A 24,730-nucleotide genomic window follows, 5' to 3' on the forward strand; every position below is an offset into this window, starting at 1 on the left:
CGAATCGGACGCCATGCGGACAGTTTCGTTGCCTCCCCTGGCCGGCGTGTGCACGGCCAGAAGTCAAGCGCGCCCATCCCCGCATCGGGCGACCGCGCTGGTGGGCGCGGCGGCGCTGGAAGGTGTCAGCCGGATCCGATGATGTCGTTTCTGTCCGGCATGCTCCGCCCGACCCTGCGGGCACGGCTCACCTTGGGGTACGGAGTGCTGTTCATGGCCGCTGGGCTGGCTCTGCTCGCGGTCACGTATCTGCTGTTCAACCAGCAGTTGTCGCAGTCGTTCGCCTCCCGGTTCGACACATCGGACGGCAGGCGGACGAAGCTGTCCGTCATCGCGCCAGGCGGATATGTGATGCAGGGCCCGGAGGCGTTGGACTGGATGCAGACACAGGAGACGGCACTGCGCGAGGCGGCCGTGACGTCGCTGCTCGCCCAAGGGATCATCGCCCTGGTCGCGGTCGGTCTCTCGGCCGTGGTGCTCTGCTGGGTCGTGACCGGGCGGATGCTCGCCCCCTTGCGCCTGGTGACCGCGACGGCGCGGCGCATCGCCGCGGCACCTGTCGCCGATCGCGGCCTGCACGAGCGGATCGCGTTGCGAGGACCGGTCGATGAGGTCAAGGAACTGGCCGACACGTTCGACACCATGGTCGAGCGACTCGATCACTCCTTCGACGGACAGCGCCGGTTCGTCGCCAACGCCTCCCACGAGTTGCGGACGCCGCTGACGCTCAACCGGGCGCTGGTCGAGCTGGCCATGCACCGCCGTACCGCGTCGCAGGACGTCAAAGAGCTCGGCGCGAACCTGCTGGAGATCAACGCGCGCCACGAGCGGCTCATCTCCGGGCTGCTGTTGCTCGCCCGCGCCGAGAACGAGATCGGCGAGCGGTCACCGGTGGACCTGGCCGACATCGTCAACCACGTGGTGGCGCAGACGGCCCCGGAGGCCGAGCAGGCATGCGTCACCGTGCAGGAGTCGGCCTTTCCCGCGCAGACGGCAGGGGATGCGATGTTGCTCGAACGCCTGGTGCACAACCTGGTCGAGAACGGCATCCGGTACAACACCGGCGACGGCGCCGGCTGGGTGCGGGTCGCCAGCCGCACCGCCTTCGACGGCGGAGCCGAGGTGGAGGTGACCAACAGCGGCCCGGCCATCCCCGCCTATGAGATCCCGGCCCTGTTCAAGCCGTTCCACCGGCTCGGCGATGAGCGCGCGGTCACCGGGCGCAGCGCCGGCCTGGGCCTGTCGATCGTCCAGTCGGTCGCGCGGGCGCACGGCGGTGACGTCATGGCGCAGCCTCGGCAGGGTGGTGGCCTCGTCGTCACCGTCACGCTGCCCCGAGACTGACCGCGCACCTTCACCGGGCAAACGATAACGCTGAGGAAACACGCGCCTTCACTACCATCTGACCATGCGAAAAATGATCATGGCGGTGGTGACGGCCGCGGCCATCACCGCGGTCCTCCCGTTGGCGCAGGGCACCGCTCTGGCCGAACCTCTGCCGAGCGACTGCCACAGCGGCATCTACTATCAGAAGTACAAGACCTGGGCCAGTTGCAACAAGGGCGCCGGATACGTGCGAGCGGTGGCCAAGTGTCCCACCGGCACCACGTACGGCCCGTGGGTCGTCGTCTCCTCCGGTATCGCGGGACAGTCCGTCGCCACCTGCTCCGGCAACCGCAACGCGACCGGCCACTCCTACCAGATCAAGAAGTACTGACACTCCCCTGAGGCAGCGATCCCGGCCCGGGCACATGGCGCGAGCACATGTGCCCGGGCCCGGTGCTGTGAGCACGATGCGGCGGGCGGCAACCGGATCGACGCCGGTCAGGCGTGCAGGAGCGCCGCAAGGACCGTCAGGCCGTGCGACTCGGCAGGCGACGGCGGCGCGAACTCCGGCGCGGTGCGGCGGAACGTGGTCGGCGCCATGCCGTAGACCGCGCGAAAGCGGCGCGAGAAGTGGTAGGCGTCCGCGAAACCGCACTGTACGGCGATGGCGCGCATGGACAGGTTGCTCTGCCACAACAGCGGCTCGGCCCTGGCCAGCCGGAGCAGCTCGATGGCGGTGACCGGGCTGACCCCGAACGTGCGGCGGAACGTACGGGCCAGCGTGCTCGGCGACACCCGGGCGGCCGAGGCGAGCTGCCCCATCGGGATGGGCCTGGCCACCCCGTCGGCCCAGCGCTCGCGCACCGCGCTCATCATCGCCGTCAGCGGCTTCGGCAGGCTGGCCGGCGTGCGGTGCGCCGGGCCGGGATCGGCCAGGAACGTCAGCACCAGCAGGCGCAGCGTCTCGCACGCCTGTGTCTGCCAGCCCGGCGGGCACTCGGCGCCCAGCCAGAGCAGGTACTGGCACAGGGCGGCCATCGGGTCGTGCCGTCCGGTCAGGTCCCGCACCAACGGCCAGGTGCCCGGCATCGCACCGGTGAGGCTGAAGTGCACGTACGCGTGCCGGGTCGGGACGCGGGCGTCCCAGTGGAAGGCGTCCCGCGTCCCCGGCCGGATGAGCAGCAGCCTGCCCGGCGTCAGCGGCAGCGCGGCGTCGTCATGCAGCCAGGTGGCGCTGCCCGACAGGAGCCAGACGAACTGGTACGACCTGGCCACCCGCGGGCCGAACGACGAGCCGGGCGGATAGCCTGCGACGCTCGGCCCGAGCCGGGCCACCAGATCGACCGAGATCGTCACCTGTCGCAACCACCGTCACGGTTCGGGCGGATGCGCGGGCGGCGCAGGTTCTCCAGCCCCTTGTACGCGTACGGGTCGGTGCCGGCGACGAGGACGACGTCGCGGAAGTCCGCCTGCCCCATGCCCGTGCCCTGCTCCGGCACGGCCCAGGGCAGCAGCGACTCGGCGCTCATGTAGTGGTTGACCAGCGCCCGCCGATAGCCGTGCCCGGCGGTGTTGGGCAGCGACTTGTGCAGCAGGTAGCCGTTGAACACCACCACGCTGCCCGCCTTCACCTCGACGGGCACCGCGTCGGAGTCCTGGAACGGGAAGCCGTAGGACTCCACGGTGCAGTCGTAGCGGGGGTCGTCGTGCTCGCGGTTCGGGTAGAGCACGCCGTGCTGGTGCGAGCCCGGCAGCACCCAGAGGCAGCCGTTGTCCACGGTGGCGTCGTCGAGCGCGATCCAGGCCGCCGTGAGCGAGCGGTCGCGCGTGGGGATGAACAGCTCGTCCTGGTGCCAGGCCTGCCCCGGCTCGCCCTCCGACTTGATGAACAACATCGACTGCATCGCCTTGACGTTCGGGCCGATGAGCGTGGTGAGCGCCGAAACGACGGCGGGATGGCGCATCGTGTCGAGCATCACGCCGGAGAGCTTGTGCGGGTAGTGCACGCACAGGAACCGGCGCAGCACGTCGTCGTCGGTGTCGGCGGCACCCGCGGGCAGCGCGCCACTGATGTCGCCCAGCTCGCCCCGGCAGATGCGCACGGCCTCTTCCAGCAGCTCACCGACCTCACCCGCGTCGAGGGCGTGGTCGAGGACAAGGTAGCCGTCACGCTCGTAGGAGGTCGTCAGATCGTTCGTCATCGCCCCATCATCGCCATCGCCGCCCGGTCACGGCCATGGCCTCATGGTGCATCTAGATGGCGAATTTTGTCACCCGTTGACGTGTCCGGAAATGCAGGTTTAACATCCGACTCACCTTCTAATACGTATTAATCGCCTCGATAGGAGGTCGCATGGCTCCTCCTGCACGGCCGCGGCGAGCGACCCAGCTGGATATCGCCAGGCTCGCCGGTGTCTCACAGGCGACCGTGTCGCTCGTCCTCAGCGGCGGCGCCGCCAGTGCCCAGCTCACCGAGCCCACCCGGCAGGCCGTGCTGGCGGCGGCGGCGGAACTGGGTTACTCGGCCAACGTCGCCGCCAAGAGCCTCAAGGGTGGCCGCACCCACCTGCTCGGTCTGTACACGTTCGAGCCGGTCTTCCCGACCGACCAGCGTGACTTCTACTTCCCGTTCCTGATCGGCGTCGAGGAGGAGACCTCGCGGCAGGGCTACGACCTGCTGCTGTTCACCTCGATAGGGTCCGGGGAGCGGGAGATCTACACCGGCGGGGTCAACCGGCTCAAGCTCGCCGACGGCTGTGTTCTGCTGGGCCGCAACGTGCGCCGCGAGGAGCTGGCGGAGCTGGTCAGGGAGGACTTCCCGATCGTCTTCGTCGGCCGCCGCGAGCTCGACGACGCCCAGTTGTCCTACGTCGCCGCCGACTACGTGACGGCCACCAGCGACCTCGTCGCCGAGCTGGCCCGCCTGGGCCACCGCAGGATCCTCTACCTGCGCGCGGTCGAGGACACCGAGCCGACCCTCGACCGCGAGAGCGGTTACCGGCGGGGCCTGGCCGCGGCCGGAATCCCCGTGGACGAGTCGCTGATCCGCGTGCTCGCCGACCCCGCCGACCTGACGCCGGGCTTCGTCGCGCACTGGACGGGCACGGCCGGCGTCACCGCGATCCTCGTCGAGCCGAGTGAGGACAACCGGCTGACCACCGCCCTCGCCGCCACCAGCGCGGCCGGCGAGGTGAGCTTCCCCCGCGACTGCTCGATCGCGCTGCTCGGCGACCCGCCGTCATGGACGCCCGAGCTGCGCGACTGGACCCGCTTCTCGCTGCCCCGCGTCGAGATGGCCCGCACGGCCGTGCAGATCCTGATCGAGCTGCTGGACGTGGCCGACGGCGCGCCCCGGCAGGTCACCGTGCCGTGCAGCTACGTGCCCGGCGACTCCATCGGCCCCGCCCCCGAGCGGACGTGGCCCCGGTGACGCGCATGGTGGTGCGCCGGCTGCTGATCGGCGTGTTCGTGATGTGGGGCGCGGCCTCGGTCATCTTCGTCATCGTGCGCGCCGCGCCCGGCGACCCCGCGGCGGTGTTCCTCGGCCCGGACGCGAGCAAGGAGCAGATCGCCCGGCTCACCGCGGCGCTCGGGCTCGACCGGCCGCTGTTCGAGCAGTATGTCCGTTACCTCGGCGACGTGCTCAACCTGAACTTCGGCGACTCCTACCGGCTCGGCAGGCCCGCGATGGAAGCGGTGCTCGAACGGCTGCCCGCCACGATCGACCTCACCCTCACCGCGACGTGCCTCGCCGTGGCAGCGGGCCTGTTGCTCGGCCTCGTCGCGGGCAGCCGGCCCGGCGGCGCGGTGGACCGGGTCGTGTCCGCGGCCACGATCGCGCTGCAGTCCTTCCCGACGTTCTGGGTGGGGATCATGCTGGTGCTGACGTTCGCGCTCGGCCTGCGGTTGCTGCCCAGCGCCGGGGTCGGCACGCCGGCACACCTGGTGCTGCCCGCGGTGACGCTGGCCTTCCCGTTCACCGCGATCGTCGCCCGGCTCACCAGGAGCAGCGTCACGGAGGCGATGCGCGAGCCGTACGTGCAGACGGCCCGTTCCAAGGGGCTCAGCAACCGCCAGGTACTCCTCGGGCACGCGCTGCGCAACTCGCTCATCCCGGTCGTCACGATCGTCGGCCTGCAGATGGGCGCGCTCATGGGAGGCGCCGTGATCGTGGAGAACGTCTTCGCCTGGCCGGGGCTCGGCTCCCTGGTCGTGGACGCGGTCGCCAACCGGGACTACGCGGTCGTGCAGGCGGTCACGCTGCTGATCGCCGGGATCGTGATGGTGCTCAACATCGTCGCCGACGTGCTCTACGTCCGGCTGGACCCCCGCATCCGCACGGAGGTGAAGTCGTGAGCAGCCAGGCGGCGGTCCTCCCCCAGCAGGTGGCCACGCGCCGGTGGCGCAGGGGCGCGCCGGCCATGGTGCCGTACGCGGTGATCGCGGCGTACGTGCTGGTGGCCCTGATCGGGCCGCTGGTCATCGACTACGACCCGGTGCACACCCCGCTTCCCGACCGGCTGCTCGCCCCCGGCTCGCACACCGCCTCCGGCGCGGTCGCGTGGCTCGGCACCGACGCGCTCGGCCGCGACATCCTCTCCCAGATCGTCTACGGCGCCCGAACGTCACTGACCATCGGACTGGCGACCGTGCTGACCGCGAGCGTGGTCGGCGTCACGATCGGCGTCGTCGCCGGCTACGCCCGTGGCTGGCTGGACGCGGTGCTGGCCAGGATCACCGACGTGCTGCAGGCGTTCCCCGCGATCCTGCTCGCGATCGTGATCGCCGGCGTGTTCGCCCGCAGCGTGCCGGTGGTGGTGCTCTCGTTGTCGGTGACGGCCTGGATCTCCTTCGCCCGCGTCACCCGCGGCGTCGCCCTGTCCCTGCGCGAACGGGCCTGGGTGGACGCGGCCCGGGTGATGGGCGTGCCGGTCCGGTCGATCGTCGCCCGGCACGTGCTGCCCTTCACCATCGGACCGGTCGTCGCGCTGGCCACGCTGGAGTTCGCGCTCGTCGTGCTGGCCGAGGCGGGCCTGAGCTTCCTCGGCATCGGGCTGCCCACCGGAGCCGTCTCGTGGGGCCAGACCATCGCGAACGGCCAGCAGTACCTGGAGACCGCCTGGTGGATCTCCACCCTGCCCGGCATCGCCCTGTCCCTGCTGATCATCAACATCGGCATCCTCGGCGACCAGCTCACCGCCCGGTACGGGCAGCGTCGTCCCCGCCTCTGACACCCCCTCCTAGGAGACCTCCATGATTGGCCTTCGCAAGGTGACGGCGTTCGCCGTCGCGGCCGTCCTCATGCTGGCCGGCTGTTCCACGACCACCGGCGGCGCGGGCGGCGGCGATCCGGCCGCCGCCGGTGACAAGCTGACGGCCGCGGGCACGTACCCGATCGAGAGCCTCGACCCGCACGGGGCTCAAGGTGCCACGACCGGCACCCAGCTCGCCGCCCAGGCGATCTTCAGCCGGCTCGTCCGGCCCACTTCCGACGGCAGGGTCGAAGGCGACCTGGCCGAGAAGTGGGAGGCCGGCGCCACCGCCGCGGAGTGGACGTTCCACCTCCGCTCCGGCGTCACGTTCTCCGACGGCAAGCCGGTGGCCGCCGCCGACGTGGTCGCCTCCTTCGAGCGGATGATGTCGCTGGACGGCCCGAACGCCGCCAACTTCCCCGACTACAAGATGACCGCGACCGCCGAGACCGAGGTCAAGCTGACCGCGCCGGCCCCCGACGCGTCGATCCCCCGCAAGCTCGGCCTGTTCTACGTCCTCCCGCGCGCCGTCACGGCCCAGGACACCGCGTTCTTCGAGCATCCCATCGGTTCCGGCCCGTTCACCGTGGACCGGTTCGCGCCCGGCGAGGTGTTGTCGATGAGCGCGAACGCCAAGCACTGGGGCGGCGCGCCGAAGCTCGGCCACCTGGACGTGCGCACCATCCCCGACCTGTCGGCGCGGCTGACCGCGCTGCGCACCGGCGAGGTGGACGTGGTCTGGGGCATCCCCGACGACCAGCTTCCGACGCTGAGCGGCGCGGACGGCCTGACCGTCAAGACGGTGCCGAGCACCGCGGTGTTCACCATGTGGTTCAACTCCTCGGTCCCGGCGCTCAAGACCGCCGAGGTGCGCCGGGCCCTGTGGCAGTCGGTCGACTTCGCCACGATCATCAAGCAGCTCTATCCGCAGACCGGCGCCCTGTCAGACGGCCTGGTGGCGCCCGCGGTGCTCGGCTACGCCAAGCAGCAGCCGGTCACCCATGACACGCAGGCCGCCAAGGCGGCGCTGGAGGCCGCGGGCTTCGACTTCTCCAAGAAGCTGCGGCTGCAGTTCTCCGACGCCGAGTTCCGCCCGTTCGTCCAGGCGGTGGCCTCCGGGCTGGCCGCGGCCGGCGTGCAGGTGGACGTGCTGGAGAAGGAGAAGGCGGTCTTCACCGAGGATCTGCTCGCGCTCAACTGGGACATCAACTTCCAGCAGCTCGCCACGCCGACCTACGACGCGGCCAGCAACCTGGGCCGGCTCTACACGTGCGCGGCGAAGCGTACCGGCTACTGCAACAAGGAGCTCGACAAGCTGCTGGCCGAGGCGGGCGCGAGCCCGGACGAGGCCGAGCGCGCCGACCTTTACGGCCAGGCCGGAAAGATCATCTGGGCGGACGCGGTCGGCATGTACCCGATGACGGTGCAGCTCGCCTACTCGTGGCGGTCGCGGGTCACCGGGTTCACCCCGGACCCGAGTGGCCTGCCCGACTTCTCCCACGTCCGGCTCGCGGGCGCGTGATGGAGAGCCGGGTGAAGGCGCGACGTCCGGGCGAGCCGGGGCCCGCGGACCACACGGCCCCGCTGCTGCGGGTCGATGAGCTGGTCGTGGACCTGCCTCGTCCGGACGGTGACGGGCGGGCCGTCCGCGTGGTGGACGGAGTGTCGTTCGACGTGCCCGCGGGCACCACGGTCGGCTTGATCGGCGAGTCGGGCAGCGGCAAGACGATGACCGCGCTCGCGGTGATCGGCCTGCTGCCCGATCGGGCGGCGACCGGCGGCGAGCTGGTGTGGCGAGGGGAGGACCTGCTGCGGCCGGGCACCGACTGGAGGCGGGTCCGCGGCCACCAGATCTCGATGATCTTCCAGGATCCGCTGGCCGCGCTGAACCCCAGCCTGACCATCGGCCGGCAGGTGGGTGAGATCCTGCGGCGCGCGGGACGGCCTCGGGCCGAGGTCCGCGCAACGGTGATCGACCTGCTCGGCCGCGCCGGCGTGCCGGAGCCGGAGCGGCGGATGAGCAGCTATCCGCACGAGTTCTCCGGCGGCCTGCGCCAGCGCGCCATGATCGCCCTGGCGCTGGCGGGCAACCCGTCGCTGCTGCTGGCGGACGAGCCGACGACCGCGCTCGACGTCACCGTGCAGGCCAGGATCCTGCGCCTGCTCCGGTCGATCCAGCAGGAGCAGGGGCTGGCGATGTTGCTGGTCAGCCACGACCTGCGGGTGATCGCCCACGTCGCGGACGAGGTCGTGGTCATGTACGCGGGCCGCGTCGCCGAACGCGGCCGGGCCGCCGAGGTGCTCCGGCGTCCCGGGCACCCCTACACGCGGGCCCTGGTGGCGAGCGTGCCCGCGGTGCGTACCAGGACGGCTCTCGCCGACCCGCTTCCCGGGGCGCCCGCGACACCGGCCAACCGGCCGTCCGGGTGCGCGTTCCACCCGCGCTGCCCGCTGGCCCGTGACCGGTGCCGCACGGAGGTGCCGCGGACGCGCGAGGTCGCGCCGGGCCGGTGGAGCGCCTGTCACTTCGCGGAGGAGGTGCTCATCCCGTGAGCCTCGAAGTGTCCGACCTGCGCGTCACGTTCGGCGGCCGGCGCGGCGTGGTCGCCGTGGACGGCGTCAGCCTGCGGGTCGCGCCGGAGGAGACACTCGCCGTCGTGGGTGAGTCGGGGTCGGGCAAGACCACGGTGGCCCGCTGCGTGGTCGGCCTGCAACGCCCGGATTCCGGGACGGTGGCCTTCGACGGGCAGCCGCTCGGCCCGGCCGGCCGGCGCGCGCCGGAGTTGCAGCGGGCCGTCCAGATGGTGTTCCAGGATCCGCGTTCGTCGCTGAACCCGCGGATGCCGGTCGCCGGCCTCATCGGCGAGGCGTGGCGTACGCATCCGGCCGCCGCGCCCCAGGGCGACCGGACCGAGGCGCTGCACCGGCTGCTGGCCGATGTCGGGCTCGACGCCGACGTGGCCGGGCGGCGCGCCGGTGACCTGTCGGGCGGGCAGTGCCAGCGGGTCAGCATCGCCCGCGCGCTGGCGGTCGGGCCGCGGCTGCTGGTGTGCGACGAGGCGGTCTCGGCTCTCGACGTGTCCGTCCAGGCACAGATCCTGCGGCTGCTCGTGGACCTGCGGAGCAGCCACCGGCTCGCGCTGCTGTTCATCTCGCACGACCTGGGCGTTGTGCACCAGATCGCCGACCGGGTCGCCGTGATGCGGCGCGGCGTGGTCGTCGAGGAAGGCCCCACGGGCGAGGTGCTCAAGGCACCACGGCACGAGTACACACAGGCGCTGCTGGACGCCGCGCTGGACCTGGGAGTTGAGGCATGATCGCCGGCTGGAACACCTGGGATGTCACCACCCACACCGGCATGGTGCACCTGCCCTCCGGGCTGCGGGTCCGCTTCGGCGTGCCAGGTGCCCCGCTCGACGGCTTCACCTGGCGGGACGGGCTGGTCCGGCTCGGGCACCACACCGTCGGAGGCGACTACGCCGAGGTCACCGTGGAGGCGGGCGGCGGGCGGCTGCACCTGGTCATGGCCGGAGGGCCGACCGACGAGTTGTACGTGCGGGCCGAGGGGACCGCGGGGGTGCTCGTGGCGGTGGACGGGTGGCGGGACGCCTCCGTCGCCGGCTGGCGTCTCGACTGGCGCGAGACCGGCGGCGGGCCCGCCCGGGAGGGCGTGGAGCTTCTGCCGGTGGACGGCCTGACGCTGGAGTTCGCCGGCCAGGTCGAGCTGCGCGTGGCTCCCCAGGACACGGCGGGCGAGGTCACGGCGGGCGCGGAGCTGGGCGCGCGGGTGGATGCGGTGCTCGCGGAGCGCAGGGCCGGGGCGGAGCGGAGCGCGCCGCGCTCGGGCGGTTGGCTGGGCGACGCCGCCGACGCCGCGACCAGGGCTGTCACCTGGAACCGGATCTACGCCCCTGACCTGGGCCGGGCCCTCACCCCGACCTCGCGTGACTTCGTCGCGGAACGCCGCCGCGGCTTCTACGGCACCTGGGCGCTGCACGCCTGGGACACCTTCTTCACCGGCCTGGTCGCCTCCACCGTCGATCGCGAGCACGCCCGGGAGATCTTCGGTCAGATCCTGCCCTTCGCCGACGCCGCGGGCATGATCCCCAACCGGGTGTCCGACGACAAGGGCGTCACCGCCGACCGTTCCCAGCCCCCGGTGGGGGCGCTGACGGTGCGCAAGGCGTACCTGGCGAGCGGCCTGTCGGACGGGACCCGCGACCGGGAACTGCTCAGCGGGACGTTCGCGGCGCTCCTGGCCTGGCACAACTGGTGGCCGCGAGCCCGCCGCGGCCCGCACGGGCTGCTCGCCTGGGGCTCGGATCCGGTGGAGGGCGATCCGGGCTCGTCCACGCTCGACCGGACGAAGCGCGAGTCCGGCCTGGACGACTCCCCCATGTACGACGACGTGACCTACGACCCGGGCACCCGCACGATGGCCCTCACCGACGTCGGCCTGGTCGCGCTGCACATCGCCGACGCCGAGGCACTCGCCGCGATCGCCGGCACGCTGGGCGAAGGCGACGTGGCCCGGCGGCTGCGCCGGGAGGCCGCGGAGGCCAGGGCCGCCGCGGACCCGCTGCTGTGGGACACCGCCCGCGGCGGCTACCGGAACCTGCGCGCCGACGGAACCCACGACCCGCACGTCGCCCCGACCCTGCTCTACCCCCTGCTGGCCGGCATGCCGGACCCAGGCAGGGCCGCCGAGCTGGCCGGGCGGCTCCTACGGCCGGAGACGCTCGGCGGCGATCCGCCGCTGCCCAGCGTCGCCCGCGACGACCCCGGCTACGCGGCGACCTACTGGCGCGGCCGGATCTGGGCGCCGATGGCGTTCCTCGCGATCGAGGGCCTGCGCCGCTACGACCTGAACGACACCGCCCGCTCGCTGGTCGTCCCGCTGCTGCGGCTGTTCCTGTCCGAATGGGACAAGCACAGCCACGTCCGCGAGAACTATCCCGCCACCTCCGGCGAGGACGTGCGCGCGTTCCAGGCCCGCTCCGACGGGCTGATGGCCTGGGGCGGCCTGCTCGCCTACCTCGCCTACGGCGAACTCGCCGATGCCCGCGAGGACGGCTGGCGCTTCGCCCACCCGGGCGAGCCCGCGGAGCTGGCCGGGCTGCCGCTCGGCGACGGCCGGCTCGCGGTGACCGCCGGCGACCGGCTGAGCGTGACGCTCGACGGCCGCCCGCTGCTCGACGCCGCGCCGGGCGTCGTCGTCACCGCCTACCGGCGCACCGCGGAGGAGGTCACCGGCATCGCCCACGGCACCGGCGACCTCCGCGTCAGCCCGCCCGGAGACGGCGCCCCCGTGCGGGTGCCCGTCTCCGCGGAGCCGGTGCGCTTTCGACTATCCCGCGACGACCGACACGACAACGATGGGGGAACGCCCGCGTGACAAGGGAATCCGAGACGAAGGCCGACATCCTCGTGGCAGGCGGCGGGCTCGGCGGAGTCGCCGCCGCGCTGGCGGCGCTGCGCAGGGGCCGGTCCGTGCTCATGGTCGAGGAGACCGACTGGATCGGCGGGCAGCTCACCAGCCAGGGAGTGCCGCCGGACGAGCACACCTGGATCGAGCAGTTCGGCTGCACCCGCTCCTACCGGGGGCTGCGCGACGCGATCCGGGCGTACTACCGCACCTGGTATCCGCTGACCGAGGAGGCCCGCGCCCGCCCCGACCTCAACCCTGGCGAGGGACGGGTCTCGCGGTTGTGCCACGAGCCCAAGGTCGCCGCCGCCGTGGTCCACGCCATGGTCGCGCCGTACGTGTCGGCGGGCCGGCTGCGCGTCCTGTACGGCCACAGGGTCGTCGGCGCCACCGTGGACGGCGACCGGGTGCACGCCGTCACCGTCGAGTCGGCGGAGGGGCACCGGCTGGAGGTGACGGCGTCGTACGTGCTGGACGCCACCGAGCTGGGCGAGCTGCTGCCGCTGACCGGCGCCGAGCACGTCACCGGCTTCGAGTCCCGGCACGACACCGGCGAGCCGAGCGCCCCCGACGAAGCACAGCCGGACAACATGCAGGCGTTCTCCTGGGTGTTCGCGATCGAGCACCGGGCCGGTGAGGACCACACGATCGACCGGCCCGCCGGCTACGCGGACTGGGCCCGCTACCAGCCGCCGAAGTGGCCGAACCCGCTGCTCAGCCTGAGCGCGCCCGACCCGAGGACGCTGGAGACGGTGCGCCGCGGCTTCGTCCCGAACCCGGACCCGGTGCCGTTCGTCGCCGACCAGCGCGCCGATCCGGGGGACAAGGAGTTGTGGGCGTTCCGCCGGGTGTTGTCCCGGCACCTGTTCAGGCCGGGGTTCGCCGCCAGCGACGTCACGATCGTCAACTGGCCGATGATCGACTACCTGCCGGGCCCGCTGATCGGCGTCAGCGACGAGGAGCGCGACAAGCACCTGGCCGGCGCCCGCGAGCTGAGCCTGAGCATGCTCTACTGGCTCCAGACCGAGGCGCCCCGTCAGGACGGCGGCACCGGCTGGCCGGGGCTGCGGCTGCGCGGCGACGTGATGGGCACCGCCGACGGGCTGGCCAAGGCGCCCTACATCCGCGAGTCCCGGCGCATCCAGGCCCGCTACCGCATCGTCGAGCAGGACCTGTCGCTGGCGGTGCGCGGCGAGGCCGGCGCGGTCGCCTACCCCGACACGGTCGGGATCGGCATGTACCGCATCGACCTGCATCCCTCCACCGGCGGCGACACCTACATCGACGTCGCCAGCTCCCCGTTCCAGATCCCGCTCGGCGCGCTCCTGCCGGTCCGGCTGCGCAACCTGCTGCCGGCGGGCAAGAACATCGGCACCACCCACATCACCAACGGCTGCTACCGCCTGCACCCGGTCGAGTGGAACATCGGCGAGGTCGCCGGGGCGCTGGCCGCCCACTGCCTGGAGCGCGGGCTGGAGCCCGAGCAGGTGCACGCCGACGGCGCGCGGCTGGCGGCCTTCCAGGGCGAGCTGGCCGCCGACGGCGTCGAGCTGGCCTGGCCCGAGATCAAGGGATACTGATGGCCTCCGACGGCCGCCGCCTGCTCGGCGGCGTGATGATCCCGCTCGTCACCCCGATGAGCGAGCCCGGCGTCCCGTCCGCGGACGCGGCGAAAGGGCTGCTCCAGGCGCTGGCGGCGGCGGGTGCGCGCAGCCTGATGTTGTTCGGCAGCAACGGCGAGGGCCCGCTGCTGCCGGTCTCGGCCCTTGCCGGGTTCGCCACCGGCGTGGCCGCGCAGTGGCGGGAGCTCACCGGCGGGCCGGTGTTGTGCAACGTCACGGCGGCCGGCACCGCCGAGGCGCTGGAGCGCGCGGCGGCGGTCGCGCAGGCCCGGCCGGACGCGCTCGTGCTGAGCCCGCCGATCTACTTCCGGCACCGCGACGACGAGGTCACCGCCCACTACGAGGCCCTGGCCGGCCTCGGCGTCCCGGTGGTCGCCTACAACGCGCCGCGCTACAGCAACCCGCTCGGCCCCGCCCTGATCGACCGGCTGGTGGGCATGCCGCACGTGATCGGCATCAAGGACAGCTCCGGCGACCTGGACCTGATGCGCCACATCGTCTCCGCCGCCGGGCGCCGCTCCGACTTCGGCGTCAGCCAGGGGGCGGAGACCCAGTTGCTCGCGGCGCTGCGCCTCGGCGCGGACGGCATCGTCCCCGGCATCGCGAACCTCGCGCCCGGGCCCGCCGTCGAGTTGGTCGCCGCGCACGAGAGCGGCCGGGACGGCGACGCCGAGGAGGCGCAGCGGCTGCTCGACCGGCTGCTCGCCCTGCACTCGGTGCGGCCGGGAGTGCCCGCGATCAAGGCGCTGCTCGACGAGCGCGGGCTGTGCCCCCCGTACGTGGCCGCGCCGCTCGTGCCGTGCACCGAGGCGGAACGGCGCGACCTGATCACCCTGCTCACCGGCGACGAAGCCCAGCTCTTGCCTTTGACCCCCCGGAGGTAGCACGTGGCACCATCTCATCCCCAGGACGCCGGCGGCATCGGCCGCAGGACGTTCGGCAAGGGCGTCGCCGCGGCGTCCCTGTCCGTCGCCCTCGCTCCCGCCCTACCGGCGAGCGCGACGGCGAGCACGGCAGCGTCCCGGCGGACGGCGGTCTCGTTCGACGAGACCACGTTGTGGGACAACACCGTGGATCCCCTGCAGAGCTACCACGTCCACGGCCTGGCAGTGCTGCCGGACGACAGCATCCTCGTCGTCACGGAGGGCCGGCACGAGGTGTGCGACGCCGGCCCCAGGGACCTGGTGCTGCGCCGCAGCCCGGACGGCGGCGACACCTGGGAGGCCACGCGCACGCTGGTCGCCTCCGTGGACGGCCAGTCGTGGGGCAACCCGGCGCTCGTCGTCGATCGCACCACCGGCGGCGTGTTCCTGTTCTACATGTTGTCGCTGCGGCTGCCGGAGAACACGAGCTGCTCAGGCGACAAGGGTGACCTCTACCTGATCTCCAGCGCGGACGGCGGCCTGACCTGGAGCGAGCCGCGTGAGATGTCCGGCCTGTTCGACCACTTCCCGTACGACTGGGCGTTGCACGGCCCCGGGCCCGGCCACGGCATCCAGCTCGACAACGGCCGGCTGCTGCTCAACTGCTCCCACCGCCGGGTGATCGTCGGCAACACCGTCGAGCAGCGGTATTACGGCGTGGCCTCCATCTACAGCGACGACCACGGCCGGACCTGGCAGGCCACCGCCGAGGTGCCGGTCTCCACGGCCTACCCGATCAACGAGGCCAGGGTGATCCAGCGTTCCGACGGGACGGTGCTGCTCAACGGCCGCGCCGCGGCGGGCGGCAACCGGCAGCGGATCGTGTCGGTCAGCTCCGACCGGGGGCTGACCTGGGCGCCGCCCCGTCTGGACGGCTCCACCGGCACGTTCAACGCCGTGGACGCGAGCATCCTGCGCTACACCGGCGGGCCGGGCAGCCGCGAGCCCGACCGGGTGTTGTTCAGCCGTCCCGACTCGCCGGTGCGGACCAACATGACGGTCTCGGTGAGCTACGACGAGGCACACTCGTTCCGCTACAGCCGGGTGATCAATCCTGGCCGGTCGTACTACTCGGAGCTGGGCCGCCTGTCCGACGGCACGATTCTGCTGATCTACGGCTGTGACGGCGAGAACGCGAGCTTCCCGCGCCGGGTGGTGGCCTGCCGCTTCTCCCTCGAATGGCTGACCGGGGGCCGCGACAGCCTGCGTACGGGCCCCCGCCACCACGAGCGCGTGGTCGGCCTGGCCACCGGCGCCGCCGCGACCGGCGGCACGATGTCCACCATCGCCGACCCCGTGGCCCGCGAGGGGAGCCGCGCCGTGTTCGCCTCGTCCGAGACCGGTGCCTACGTGGAGTACACCGTGGTCGTGCCGAAGGCGGGCACGTACGAGCTGCTGCTGCGGTACTTCCGCTCCGCGGACGGCGGCCTGGTCACCGTCACCGTGGACGGCCGCCGGGCCCGGACCGCGGTGCTGGACACCACGGCGGACCGGGCCGACGGCTACGACGTCGCCGCGCTCGGCGAGCTGACGCTGCTGCCCGGCCGGCACAAGGTCCGGTTCACCGCCTCCGGACCCGGCCGCGGGGGCGGCCGGACGGTCTCGCTGGACACGCTCAGCCTGATCGAGGCGCCGTCGCGGCCCGACGTGTCCGACGAGGTGGTGGTGGACAACGACGAGCTCGGCTACCAGGTGCTCAGCGGCACCTGGTCGGCGGCGACGGGCGTGACCGGCTACCGGGGCGGCAACTACCGCTCGGCGCCCGCGGGGACGGGCGGCTCGGCCGTCCAGTGGCGCCTGGTGGTGCCGCGCGACGGGACGTACGAGGTGCAGGCCTCGCACACCGCGCACGAGAACCGGGCGAGCAACGCGCCCTTCACCGTCGCCCACGCGGGCGGAACCGAGACCGTGCGGGTCGACCAGCGCCAGGCCGGGGTGACGGAGCCGCGCGGCGGCTCGTGGGTGTCGCTCGGCACGTTCGGCATGACCGAGGGGGTGACCACGATCGGGCTGAGCAACGCGGCGGACGGGTACGTCATCGCCGACGCCGTCCGGCTGCGCCGCACATCCTGACGCTCGGCGGCCTGCGCGGCACTTCGCCCGCAGGCCGTACAGGACCCAGGTCTTGCGCCACCGCAGCGCACTGTCCACGTCGATCGATGCCAAGGTCGACCGGAACCGGCTACGGGCCTGGCCAGACCTTGGCCCGGTGATGTGTTAGGGGCACCCTGCGGCGGGCCGCCGAGCCGCACCTGGCCATGCGGCGGGCGCTCGGGTTCGCCCTGGTCGGTCAGGGCAAGACGCTCTCGAACTTCGTCGCCACCTCGAGGCGGCCGGGGTGGAGAGCATCACCCGGGGGCCTGACCGTCGCCTGCGCGATCCGCACTCGGCCCGGGGGGTGAACCCGGCCCGCTGGAATCACCGCCTGTCGGTCGTGCGGTGCTCTGCCCGGCACTACGGCGCCCTGGATCCGGCCACCGAAGTGCCGCCGGTCGCGCTCATGCCCTGCCACTACCGCAGCCTCGCCCCCTACCTCTACTCGCCAGAGGAACTCAGTACTTGCTGTCAGCGGCCAGCCGCCTGGACCCGAAAGCCAGCGGCAGGTGCCCTTTTCCGGATATTTCACTATCCGCCCGGGCCTGCCGACGACCCCGACACCTGGGGCGTCGGCGAGCACACCGACTACGGGCTGCCGACCCTGCTCCTCCAGGACGACAACGGCGGCCTCCAGGACCGTACGGGCACGGGCTGGATCGAGGCGCCCCCAGCGAGGTCCCGCCCCCCCCTACGCCCCCGGGCGCCGCTGGGACGGCCAGGTGGACTTCACCGGCACCTACGGCGAGTACCTGCTGTCCAAGGTCTCCAAGGTCTTCCCGCACCTGTCCGAGCAGCAGCAGCTCTGACACCGCCACGGCCTCATCCCACGGCGGCCAGTTCCTCCAGCTCCTGAAGGCCGGGCAGCTCGAACTCCACCCCCGCGGGCACCCTGCCGGCCCGCTCGTCCTCGTCCTGCCCCGCCCAGTGCCGCAGGGCCTGCAGGGGGGTGAGGCCGTTGGCCTTGGCCCAGCGCAGCCGCCTGGTCCACATGACGGCGGCGTTGTCGGCGGCCTCCCCGGCGCTCAGCCGCCGGACGTACCGGGCCGCGTCGTCCGTCACCGCCGCCCACACGTAGCCGATGACGCTCTCTCCCATCAGCACCGGGACGTACCGGACGGCGGAGGACGTCGTCCGCGGATAGCTCTCAGGGCTCGACACCGTCTGGAATCGTGGCTGGTCCCTCAACGACATCTGTGCCTCTTCCCGCTCATCCGGCCCCCTCGGGCAGGATCCAGCCGTAGACGTGCCACTGGTGGTCCCTGCGCTGCACGTCCTCGACGAACCAGGATCGGCCCGGGCCCAGCAGCAGCTCTCGCTCGCCCGCGTGGTGGCTGATCGGATCCAGGTAGAGGGCGGGCGTGCCTTCGGGCACCCGCAGGTGCATGACCACGTCGTAGTGCCACACCGAGCTCTTGCCGATGTTGGTCGACAGGAAGGCCGGGTCTCGCTGCACGGTGCCCGGCAGCTCTTCCATCGGCACGGTGAACAGGTCCCTGTGCATGCGCACCGACCGGAACACGTCGATCGTCTCCGGCACCGGCTGCCGGCTCAGGGCCTTCTTCAGGTTCTCGATGTGCGCGAGCGCCACGACGCTCATGGGGCCCTTCTTCACCATCGCGAAGCCACTGACGTGCGGCTGCCCGCTCGTACGCAGCAGGCCGTTGATGCTCGTGTAGCCGTTGTCGGAGTAGTGCTTGACCGACGCGGCCTCCCCCTTGGGCAGGCTCTCCAGGACCTGGCCCCAGACCGCCTGCCCGAACGAGGTGCCGACCACGCGGGCGCCGAAGGGCGCGTCCATGGGGACGTGCAGGGCCGGCCCGGTGTACAGCAGGCCGGTGTGGGCCTGACGGATGGTGCTTCCGGCGAGATCCGCCGCCGCCTTGTCCGCGAGACCGGAGAAGGGCAGTGGCGGCTGCGCCGGCTGGGGTGGCACCTGCATCGGCGGGTGCTCCGGTTCGGGCGGCACCGGGACCGGGTCCGCCTGCCCGGGGACGAACAGGTGGCCGGGCGGGGGGACCTGCGACGAGCCGAAGTTCACCGGCGGGGTGATCCGGGAGGTCATGCCCGCGCTGGTGTAGTGAGGGGTCGTCGCGGGTGCGGGGTCGTCGCCGGCGTTCCGCTTCAGGACGGCATCCGGCCTGGGCGCCGTCTCAGGCCGGTTCGCCGTCTCAGGCCGGGAGGCCGAGGCCGTCTCAGGCCGGGAGGCCGTCTCAGGCTTGGGGCCGGCGATGCCGGAGTCCGGTTGCCGGGTCTCCTTGTGGAACAGGGCCACCAGGTCGGGGAGCGCCTTCGCCAGAGCAGGGTGAAGCTGGTTCGCGTTGGCCAGGCCGACGAGATCCTCCAGGGAGAACCACTTGGCCGCACCCACCTCGAACGTGTCGAGCTTCGGGGTGAACATCTTTCCCTCGGCGGCCAGGTTGGTGTAGGTCCAGCCCTTCGCGGCCTCCACCGGCAGCTCGCCACGGAGCTGGAGCTGGTCGAGATACGCCTGATCGACGCCGAGCTCTTCGCTGATCTCGCGGGCGGCCCCCTGAACGGGGGTCTCCAGGCTGTCGAGGGCGCCTCCGGGCAGCTGCCACTTGCCGGCGTTCGAGACGTGCTGGCTCTGTTGCATGAGGAGGTAACGCGGCACTCCCCACTTGTCGATGGCCCTGATCAGCACGCCGGCGGCACCGTACTTGCCCCAGTGTCCCGACGGCACATAGCCGTCGCCCGACCTGCCGGGGTTGTCGAGGATCTGGAACGGGCCCGGCTGCTCGGCGGCGGCACGCGCGGGAGAGGAGGAGTCCCCCGGGCCGTCGGACTGCCGGGCGGCCGGCGCGGTCGCGTCCTCGGAGCGTGCGGCCTGGTTCGCGTCGAGCGTTGCGGCCGGATGGCCGGAGGAGGGGTGCGGGTCGAGCTTGGCGTCGCCGAGAGGCGCCGCGCCGGAGGCAGCAGGCTGGTGCGGGACCGACAGCGGCGTCGCCTGGGCCGACAGGGACGGCGGGCCGAGGCCGGCCGGCTTCGCGCTGGCCGGACCGTTCTCGGCCGGTCTGGGCGCGCCGGGCGCGTCCACCGTCCCGGCGCCCGGTCTCGCCGTACTGGGCGCGTCCACCGTCCCGGCGCTCGATCTCGCCGTACTGGGCGCGTCCGCCGTCGCAGTGCTGTTGATCATCGAGTCGATGCTGCGTCCCAGCTTGGCGGGGATGACGTCCTGCTTGTTCCCCAGACCTGAGTACGGGCCTGCGCCGCCGTCCGCGCGTGCGGCGGTGTCCGGCGGCAGGCGGTTGACCACGGCCGGTGCGGGGACAGCGTCCGTGCCCGACCGGCCTGCGGGCCCCGGATCCGTCATGGTCACCGGAGGCGACGGGCTGGACTGATCGGCATGCTGGACCCACGAGGACGCCAGGGACGTGACGTTCGAGGGCGGCGACGTGGACGTCGAGTGGCTCCCGGTCCCGTAGGGGGAGCCGTGCCCGGTGGAAGCCGGGTGTGACCCACCCCCGAGGGAGCTGTGGCCGCTGCCAGAAGAGGCGGGATGAGCGGGCGAGCCGGGCGCGGCGCCACCGCCGTCGAGGTGCGAGCCGGGTGACCAGCTCGCCCAGTGCGCGTCGGCGCCGCCCACGACGCCCGAGGTGAAGTTCTTCAGCAGCCGTTCAGGATCGAGGGGCTCCCCGCCGGCGAGCTGGAACGTCAGGTCTGTCGCGCCGCTGGCCAGCCCCGACCGGAACATCAGCCCCCACATCGACCTGGCGGGCCAGAGCCCGGTGAAGACCGTCAGGAAGCCGCCCAGCGCGGCGCCCGTCCCGGCGGACGTCATGATCTGCTCCCAGTCGAGATGGTCCCGCCGCGCCTGCGAGGCCTGCACGGCCAGGTCCATGCCGGCCAGCAGGGCGCCGAACAGGCCGACGTTGACGAGCAGCCGCTTGCCCAGCTGCGCGATGACCAGCCGGGTGAGCTGCACCCGGCTTCCGATGAGAGCGAGGGAGAGCCCGCCCCACGGCCCGAAGGCCATGGCCAGCAGCCAGCCGATCTGGAAGATCAGGAACCAGACGGAGACCTCGATCATCCGCTTGGTGTACTGGACCTGGACCCCGAGTTCGTTGAAGTCGATCGCGGACTGGACGAGCTGCATGACCAACCGCGCCAGGACGGGGTCCGCGACGCTGCGGGCGTGCTCGAGGAACGCCTCCAGGGCGTCGCCGTCCCAGTCGTCGCCCAGTTGCGAGACGCCGCCGATCCCGCCGTAGAGGCTCACGTTCTTCGCGCTGGCCGCACACGCGTCGGCCAGCCGGAAGCAACCGTCCTCGTCGCCTTCCGGCCAGTCCATGCCGACGGCATAGCCGACGTACGGTTTGGCCCAGTCAGGCACCAGAAAGCCGTCGAACCCCATGAAAGGTCACCAGCCGTCGGACGGCAGTGCCGGGACCTCCGAGGAGGGCAGCCCGCCGTCCTCCGGCGAACCCCACGTGTCCTCGGCGTCCTCGTAGTTGCGCGCGTTGCCCGACAGCCCGTCGCCGAGGTACTCCATCTCCTCGATGTAGGAGTCGAAGGAGCCGAAGACGCTCTCCCTGATCCCGGGGAGTTTCCGCTCGAGCTCCAGGCCGTACTGGTCCTGCCCCAGCGGGTTCCCCTCGCGGTCGAAGACGTTCAGCAGGAAGTCGCGCTCCTCGACCAGGTAGTCCACGTTGCCCTCGGCGCGCGTGGACCCGGCCCGCAGGGCCTGCCACGCGACGTGGTACCCCCCGGCGCGGCCACTACCCATGTGCGCCCTGATCGCGCGAGGGCGGCTGCACGGGCTGCGGCAGGAAGGACTCGAAGCTCGCGCCCTCGCCGTAAAGGTCCTCGAAGGGCAGGTCCTTCGGCACGAACGGCTCGATGAGCTCCTTCGTCCGCCTGCCCACCTCACCCGTGGCGGCGCCGATCTGCTCTATGATCGCTTGGGCGAGCTCGGACGGGGAGAGCTTGCGGTACACCCGCGGGTCCAGCTCGATGCCCTGCACCTGCCCACGAGGGCCCACGGTCACGGTGACCAGGCGGTCGTCGGACTCGGCGGTCACCGTCATCTCGGACAGCTTGCCGTACGCCTCTCGCAGCCGGGCGGCGTGCTGGTTGTACTCCGCGGCCATCTCCTCGATGGCCTGCCGGAACTCGTCGCTCAACGAGCTCGCCTCCCGTCCCCCTCTGAGCACCCGACGTGCAAAGGGACGATATCCGGCATTTCCGCGCTTTCTCGGCATCATCTCCCAGATTTAATGATCTTGTTCCTGGTCGTTCACCAAGATCACCACAACGCGAACGAGCCGGCGGGCGATGTTCGGGCCGCGGCGTCCGGCAGGCTGGGCCGAGTCGCGCACGACGAGCCGGGTGGGCAGCACCGCGGACGTCGTGTGGCGGCCCTCCAGGCGGGACAGCAGCAGCCGGGCCGGCGCCAGCGCCTGTTCGGCGACGGGGACCCGCACGGTGGTGAGCGCCGGGGTGGTGGCCGAGGCGGCGTCCACGTCGTCGAAGCCGACGATCGCCAGGTCCTCGGGCACCCGCCGGCCGAGCTCGCGGGCGCTGGAGCCGTCATCCAGCAGTCCCGGCTCCGGTCAGGCCTTGAGGAAGGCGGTGAGGAGCGGGTTGACCTGTTCGGGGGCGTCTTCGTGGACGTTGTGCCCGGCCCCGGGGACGATCTTCACTGTGGCGCCGGGGATGCGCCGGCCGTACTCCTGCGCGTACGCGGCCGGGAGCCACTGGTCGGCCTGTCCCCAGATCACGAGGGTACGGGCGCGGAGGCGGGCGAGCCCGGCGTCCGTCGCCTTGTAGTCCTGGGTCCGGACGAGGCTCACGAACGCCTCTCGCTTGTCCGGGCGTGACATCCAGTGCCAGGTCTCGTCCACGGTTTCGGCGGTGACGCGGTCCTGGTGGGCGAAGGCGGTGCGCAGGCTCTTCTCGAAGTCGGCGCGGCCCATCAGCTTGACGGCCAGCTCCCCCACGACCGGCACGGAGAACAGCGCCGTCTGCGAGGCGAGCGGCTTGTCCAGGCCCGGGGAGTCGAGCAGGACGAGCCGGTCGACGCGGGCCGGGTTGTGCTCGGCGTAGTACAGCGACCAGGCGCCTCCCCAGGAGTGCCCGACCAGGGAGACCGTGCTCAGCCCTGCCGCGTCCAGGAACGACCCGAGCGCCTGGGCCATGGCCGGGATGTCGTAGGCGAATTCACCCTTGACGGTGGTGTATCCCTGTCCGGGCAGATCGACGGCGTACACGGTGTGCTCACGCGCCAGCTCCGGAATCGTGTCCCGGTAGGAGTAGAGCCACTGCGCCCCGCCCGCCACCAGCACCACCGGGGAGCCGCTGCCCGTCTTGCTGTAGTGGAACCGCGCCTGGGGCGTGTCGAGGTAGCCGCCCTCGTACGCCGAGCGGTGGCCGTCCACGGCCGCCGGTTGCCAGCCGTACGCGCCGAACAGCGTCACGGCCACCAGCAACGCGACTGCGACCGCCGCCCACCGCGGCCAGCGGCGCCCAGGTCGCCGGCGGACGAGCCGTTCGGGTGTCTCTGCGAGGTGCACCATGATCGCTCCTGGTGGTGGGAAATTCGACGCAGCGAGGACGGGCGAGGGCCGGCCGGTGTGACAGCCGCGACGGTGACCTGCCTCACACGCCGGGCCGGCCCGGCGTGTGAGGCTCAGCCCGTACCTAAGCGGCCGGTCGCGGCTTCGAAGGACTCCAGTCGCCCTGACTGATTCGGCCGGGATCGCCGGGCCGTACGGTCATGATCAGCCCGGGAGACATACGAGTGGAATGGGGAACTGCCGTGCAGGCGATCACTTTGGAGCCCGTGGGCAGCGTCGTCGGTGGCCGGGCCGAGGCCTTCGACGACGACTGGAACACCGAACAGGCGGTGATCCGCAACGACGGGACGTGTTTCGAACCGGACGCGCTCGCGGGGCTGGACGCGTTCTCGCATCTGGAGGTGGTGTTCCGGTTCCACTTCGTGGACCCGGCCTCGGTCACCACCTCGGCCCGTCACCCGCGCGACAACCCCGAGTGGCCCAAGGCCGGCATCTTCGCCCAGCGGAGCAAGAACCGCCCGAACCTTCTGGGCGTCTCCCGCTGCCGGCTGCTCGCCGTCGATGGGCTCGACCTCCATGTACGCGGGCTGGACGCCATCGACGGCAGCCCGGTCCTGGACGTCAAGCCCTGCATGGCCGAGTTCGGCCCGCAGGGCGAGACGGTGCAGCCGGAGTGGGCGACCGAGCTGATGCGCGCCTCTTATCTGATCCGGCCGTTCTCAGTCTCAGAATCAAGTCTCACGATCTCTAGATTTTGAGATGGCGAACAAGCAGAGGAAGTCCTCCATGGTTCGCCTGGAGGTCAAGGAATCTCACTTACCAACGGTCAGATTCTTGGCTAGTGTGCTCACCAAGTCGGCCCACCGCCGCAGGGAGATCCGCATGCGATCCAAGGTGTCCTTCACCGCTGACGGCGTCCGGTGCGCCGGCTGCCTCTACCTGCCCGCCGATTCGGGCCCGGCGCCGTGCGTGGTGCTCTGCCACGGCTTCAGCGAGACGATGGACCGGCTCTTCGACCACGGCGAGCGCTTCGCCGCCGAGGGGTTCGCGGCGCTGGTCTTCGACCACCGCGGCTTCGACGAGAGCGACGGCGAGCCCCGCCAGGTTCCCGACATCGGCGGCCAGCTCGCCGACGTGCGCGCTGCCCTGGCCTTCGCCCGGGAGGACGAGCGGGCCGACCCCGGCAAGGTGCTGCTGTGGGGCAACTCGCTGGGCGGCGCCCACGTGACCACCGTGGCCGCGGACGGTCCCCGCATCGCGGCCGTGGTGGCGCAGATCCCGTTCAACGGGTTCCCGAAGAAGGTCGAGGGACGGTCGACCGGTGAGACGCTGAGAGCGCTGGGGCGCGATCGTCTGGGACGCGCTGCGGGGCAGGCTGGGGCTGCGGCCGTACTACATCCCCGTGGTGGGGCGGCCGGGAGAGCTCCACCCCGCCTCCCGCTCGACACGGCGGCAGTGGCCGGCTTCCTCAACCGGACTCTCACCACAAGATCTACATTGGACACTCATGAGCAGTACGGGGACATCTGGGATAACGGGCACGAGGAGTGAC

At 72.0% G+C, this 24,730-nt stretch carries 23 protein-coding genes; 15 read left to right on the plus strand and 8 right to left on the minus strand.

All coding sequences use genetic code 11. The features are described from left to right. Positions 1-138 precede the first annotated feature (138 nt). Both HD597_RS26720 and HD597_RS26725 read left to right on the plus strand, forming a co-directional pair. The gene (locus tag HD597_RS26720; RefSeq protein ID WP_253745477.1) at positions 139-1,344 is read left to right on the plus strand and encodes a sensor histidine kinase; all 1,206 of its coding nucleotides are present in this window, start codon (positions 139-141) and stop codon (positions 1,342-1,344) included. Between the two features lie 64 nt (positions 1,345-1,408). Then, positions 1,409-1,717: a hypothetical protein gene (locus HD597_RS26725; RefSeq protein ID WP_253745479.1), complete on the plus strand. Its 309-nt coding sequence runs from the start codon at positions 1,409-1,411 to the stop codon at positions 1,715-1,717. Positions 1,718-1,824: 107 nt separating this feature from the next. Here the strand turns inward: HD597_RS26725 and HD597_RS26730 are convergent, their stop codons facing one another. Both HD597_RS26730 and HD597_RS26735 read right to left on the minus strand, forming a co-directional pair. Next, on the minus strand, positions 1,825-2,682 hold the full coding sequence (locus tag HD597_RS26730; protein WP_253745482.1) for a helix-turn-helix domain-containing protein: 858 nt from the start codon (positions 2,680-2,682) through the stop codon (positions 1,825-1,827). Next, entirely contained in the window at positions 2,679-3,527 is an 849-nt protein-coding gene (locus tag HD597_RS26735) for a phytanoyl-CoA dioxygenase family protein (RefSeq protein WP_253745484.1), read from the minus strand. The genes HD597_RS26730 and HD597_RS26735 overlap by 4 nt, the downstream gene beginning before the upstream one ends. A 152-nt stretch (positions 3,528-3,679) precedes the next feature. On the opposite strand from HD597_RS26735, the gene HD597_RS26740 reads away from it, so the two are divergent. The 11 genes from HD597_RS26740 to HD597_RS66930 all read left to right on the plus strand — a co-directional run bounded on the left by HD597_RS26740 (position 3,680) and on the right by HD597_RS66930 (position 17,498). Beyond that, on the plus strand, positions 3,680-4,756 hold the full coding sequence (locus HD597_RS26740; protein WP_253745485.1) for a LacI family DNA-binding transcriptional regulator: 1,077 nt from the start codon (positions 3,680-3,682) through the stop codon (positions 4,754-4,756). Between the two features lie 5 nt (positions 4,757-4,761). Continuing rightward, entirely contained in the window at positions 4,762-5,682 is a 921-nt protein-coding gene (locus HD597_RS26745; RefSeq protein WP_253759485.1) for an ABC transporter permease, read from the plus strand. Then, positions 5,679-6,557 (plus strand): ABC transporter permease, encoded by an 879-nt coding sequence (locus tag HD597_RS26750; protein ID WP_253745487.1) that lies wholly within the window; start codon positions 5,679-5,681, stop codon positions 6,555-6,557. Before HD597_RS26745 ends, HD597_RS26750 begins: the two co-directional genes overlap by 4 nt. A 22-nt stretch (positions 6,558-6,579) precedes the next feature. After that, on the plus strand, positions 6,580-8,100 hold the full coding sequence (locus HD597_RS26755; RefSeq protein ID WP_253745491.1) for an ABC transporter substrate-binding protein: 1,521 nt from the start codon (positions 6,580-6,582) through the stop codon (positions 8,098-8,100). An 11-nt stretch (positions 8,101-8,111) separates the two neighbouring features. After that, a complete protein-coding gene (locus HD597_RS26760; RefSeq protein WP_253745492.1) occupies positions 8,112-9,131 on the plus strand; it encodes an ABC transporter ATP-binding protein in 1,020 nt (339 codons plus the stop codon). Next, entirely contained in the window at positions 9,128-9,895 is a 768-nt protein-coding gene (locus HD597_RS26765) for an ATP-binding cassette domain-containing protein (protein ID WP_253745496.1), read from the plus strand. Before HD597_RS26760 ends, HD597_RS26765 begins: the two co-directional genes overlap by 4 nt. Beyond that, on the plus strand, positions 9,892-11,973 hold the full coding sequence (locus HD597_RS26770; protein ID WP_253745497.1) for an MGH1-like glycoside hydrolase domain-containing protein: 2,082 nt from the start codon (positions 9,892-9,894) through the stop codon (positions 11,971-11,973). Before HD597_RS26765 ends, HD597_RS26770 begins: the two co-directional genes overlap by 4 nt. After that, positions 11,970-13,583, plus strand: a complete 1,614-nt coding sequence (locus HD597_RS26775) for an FAD-dependent oxidoreductase (protein WP_253745499.1) — start codon at positions 11,970-11,972, stop codon at positions 13,581-13,583. The genes HD597_RS26770 and HD597_RS26775 overlap by 4 nt, the downstream gene beginning before the upstream one ends. Then, positions 13,583-14,509: a dihydrodipicolinate synthase family protein gene (locus HD597_RS26780; protein ID WP_253745500.1), complete on the plus strand. Its 927-nt coding sequence runs from the start codon at positions 13,583-13,585 to the stop codon at positions 14,507-14,509. Before HD597_RS26775 ends, HD597_RS26780 begins: the two co-directional genes overlap by 1 nt. Before the next feature lie 3 nt (positions 14,510-14,512). Then, entirely contained in the window at positions 14,513-16,621 is a 2,109-nt protein-coding gene (locus HD597_RS26785; protein ID WP_253745506.1) for a golvesin C-terminal-like domain-containing protein, read from the plus strand. A 427-nt stretch (positions 16,622-17,048) separates the two neighbouring features. Next, positions 17,049-17,498: a 2OG-Fe(II) oxygenase family protein gene (locus HD597_RS66930; RefSeq protein WP_372513626.1), complete on the plus strand. Its 450-nt coding sequence runs from the start codon at positions 17,049-17,051 to the stop codon at positions 17,496-17,498. On the opposite strand, the gene HD597_RS26790 is transcribed toward HD597_RS66930, so the two are convergent. From HD597_RS26790 to HD597_RS26815, 6 genes are all read right to left on the minus strand, one after another. After that, positions 17,465-17,803, minus strand: coding sequence for a hypothetical protein (locus HD597_RS26790; protein WP_253745510.1), 339 nt, complete (start codon positions 17,801-17,803; stop codon positions 17,465-17,467). The two genes, HD597_RS66930 and HD597_RS26790, sit on opposite strands and share 34 nt — an antisense overlap. Before the next feature lie 49 nt (positions 17,804-17,852). Continuing rightward, a complete protein-coding gene (locus HD597_RS26795; protein WP_253745512.1) occupies positions 17,853-21,017 on the minus strand; it encodes an ADP-ribosyltransferase in 3,165 nt (1,054 codons plus the stop codon). A 6-nt stretch (positions 21,018-21,023) separates the two neighbouring features. After that, entirely contained in the window at positions 21,024-21,389 is a 366-nt protein-coding gene (locus HD597_RS26800; RefSeq protein WP_253745514.1) for a hypothetical protein, read from the minus strand. After that, the gene (locus tag HD597_RS26805) at positions 21,382-21,786 is read right to left on the minus strand and encodes a YbaB/EbfC family nucleoid-associated protein (protein WP_253745516.1); all 405 of its coding nucleotides are present in this window, start codon (positions 21,784-21,786) and stop codon (positions 21,382-21,384) included. Before HD597_RS26805 ends, HD597_RS26800 begins: the two co-directional genes overlap by 8 nt. Positions 21,787-21,876: 90 nt before the next feature. Then, entirely contained in the window at positions 21,877-22,203 is a 327-nt protein-coding gene (locus tag HD597_RS26810; protein ID WP_308210975.1) for a substrate-binding domain-containing protein, read from the minus strand. 12 nt (positions 22,204-22,215) lie between these two features. Next, on the minus strand, positions 22,216-23,178 hold the full coding sequence (locus tag HD597_RS26815) for an alpha/beta fold hydrolase (RefSeq protein WP_253745519.1): 963 nt from the start codon (positions 23,176-23,178) through the stop codon (positions 22,216-22,218). A gap of 224 nt (positions 23,179-23,402) precedes the next feature. Between HD597_RS26815 and HD597_RS26820 the strand changes: the two genes are divergently transcribed. Further along, on the plus strand, positions 23,403-23,936 hold the full coding sequence (locus HD597_RS26820) for a TrmO family methyltransferase domain-containing protein (RefSeq protein WP_253745520.1): 534 nt from the start codon (positions 23,403-23,405) through the stop codon (positions 23,934-23,936). A 124-nt stretch (positions 23,937-24,060) separates the two neighbouring features. Then, on the plus strand, positions 24,061-24,729 hold the full coding sequence (locus HD597_RS26825) for an alpha/beta hydrolase (RefSeq protein WP_253745522.1): 669 nt from the start codon (positions 24,061-24,063) through the stop codon (positions 24,727-24,729). Position 24,730: the final 1 nt, after the last annotated feature.

It is taken from the genome of Nonomuraea thailandensis (assembly GCF_024172165.1).
Taxonomy (GTDB): Bacteria; Actinomycetota; Actinomycetes; order Streptosporangiales; family Streptosporangiaceae; genus Nonomuraea; species Nonomuraea thailandensis.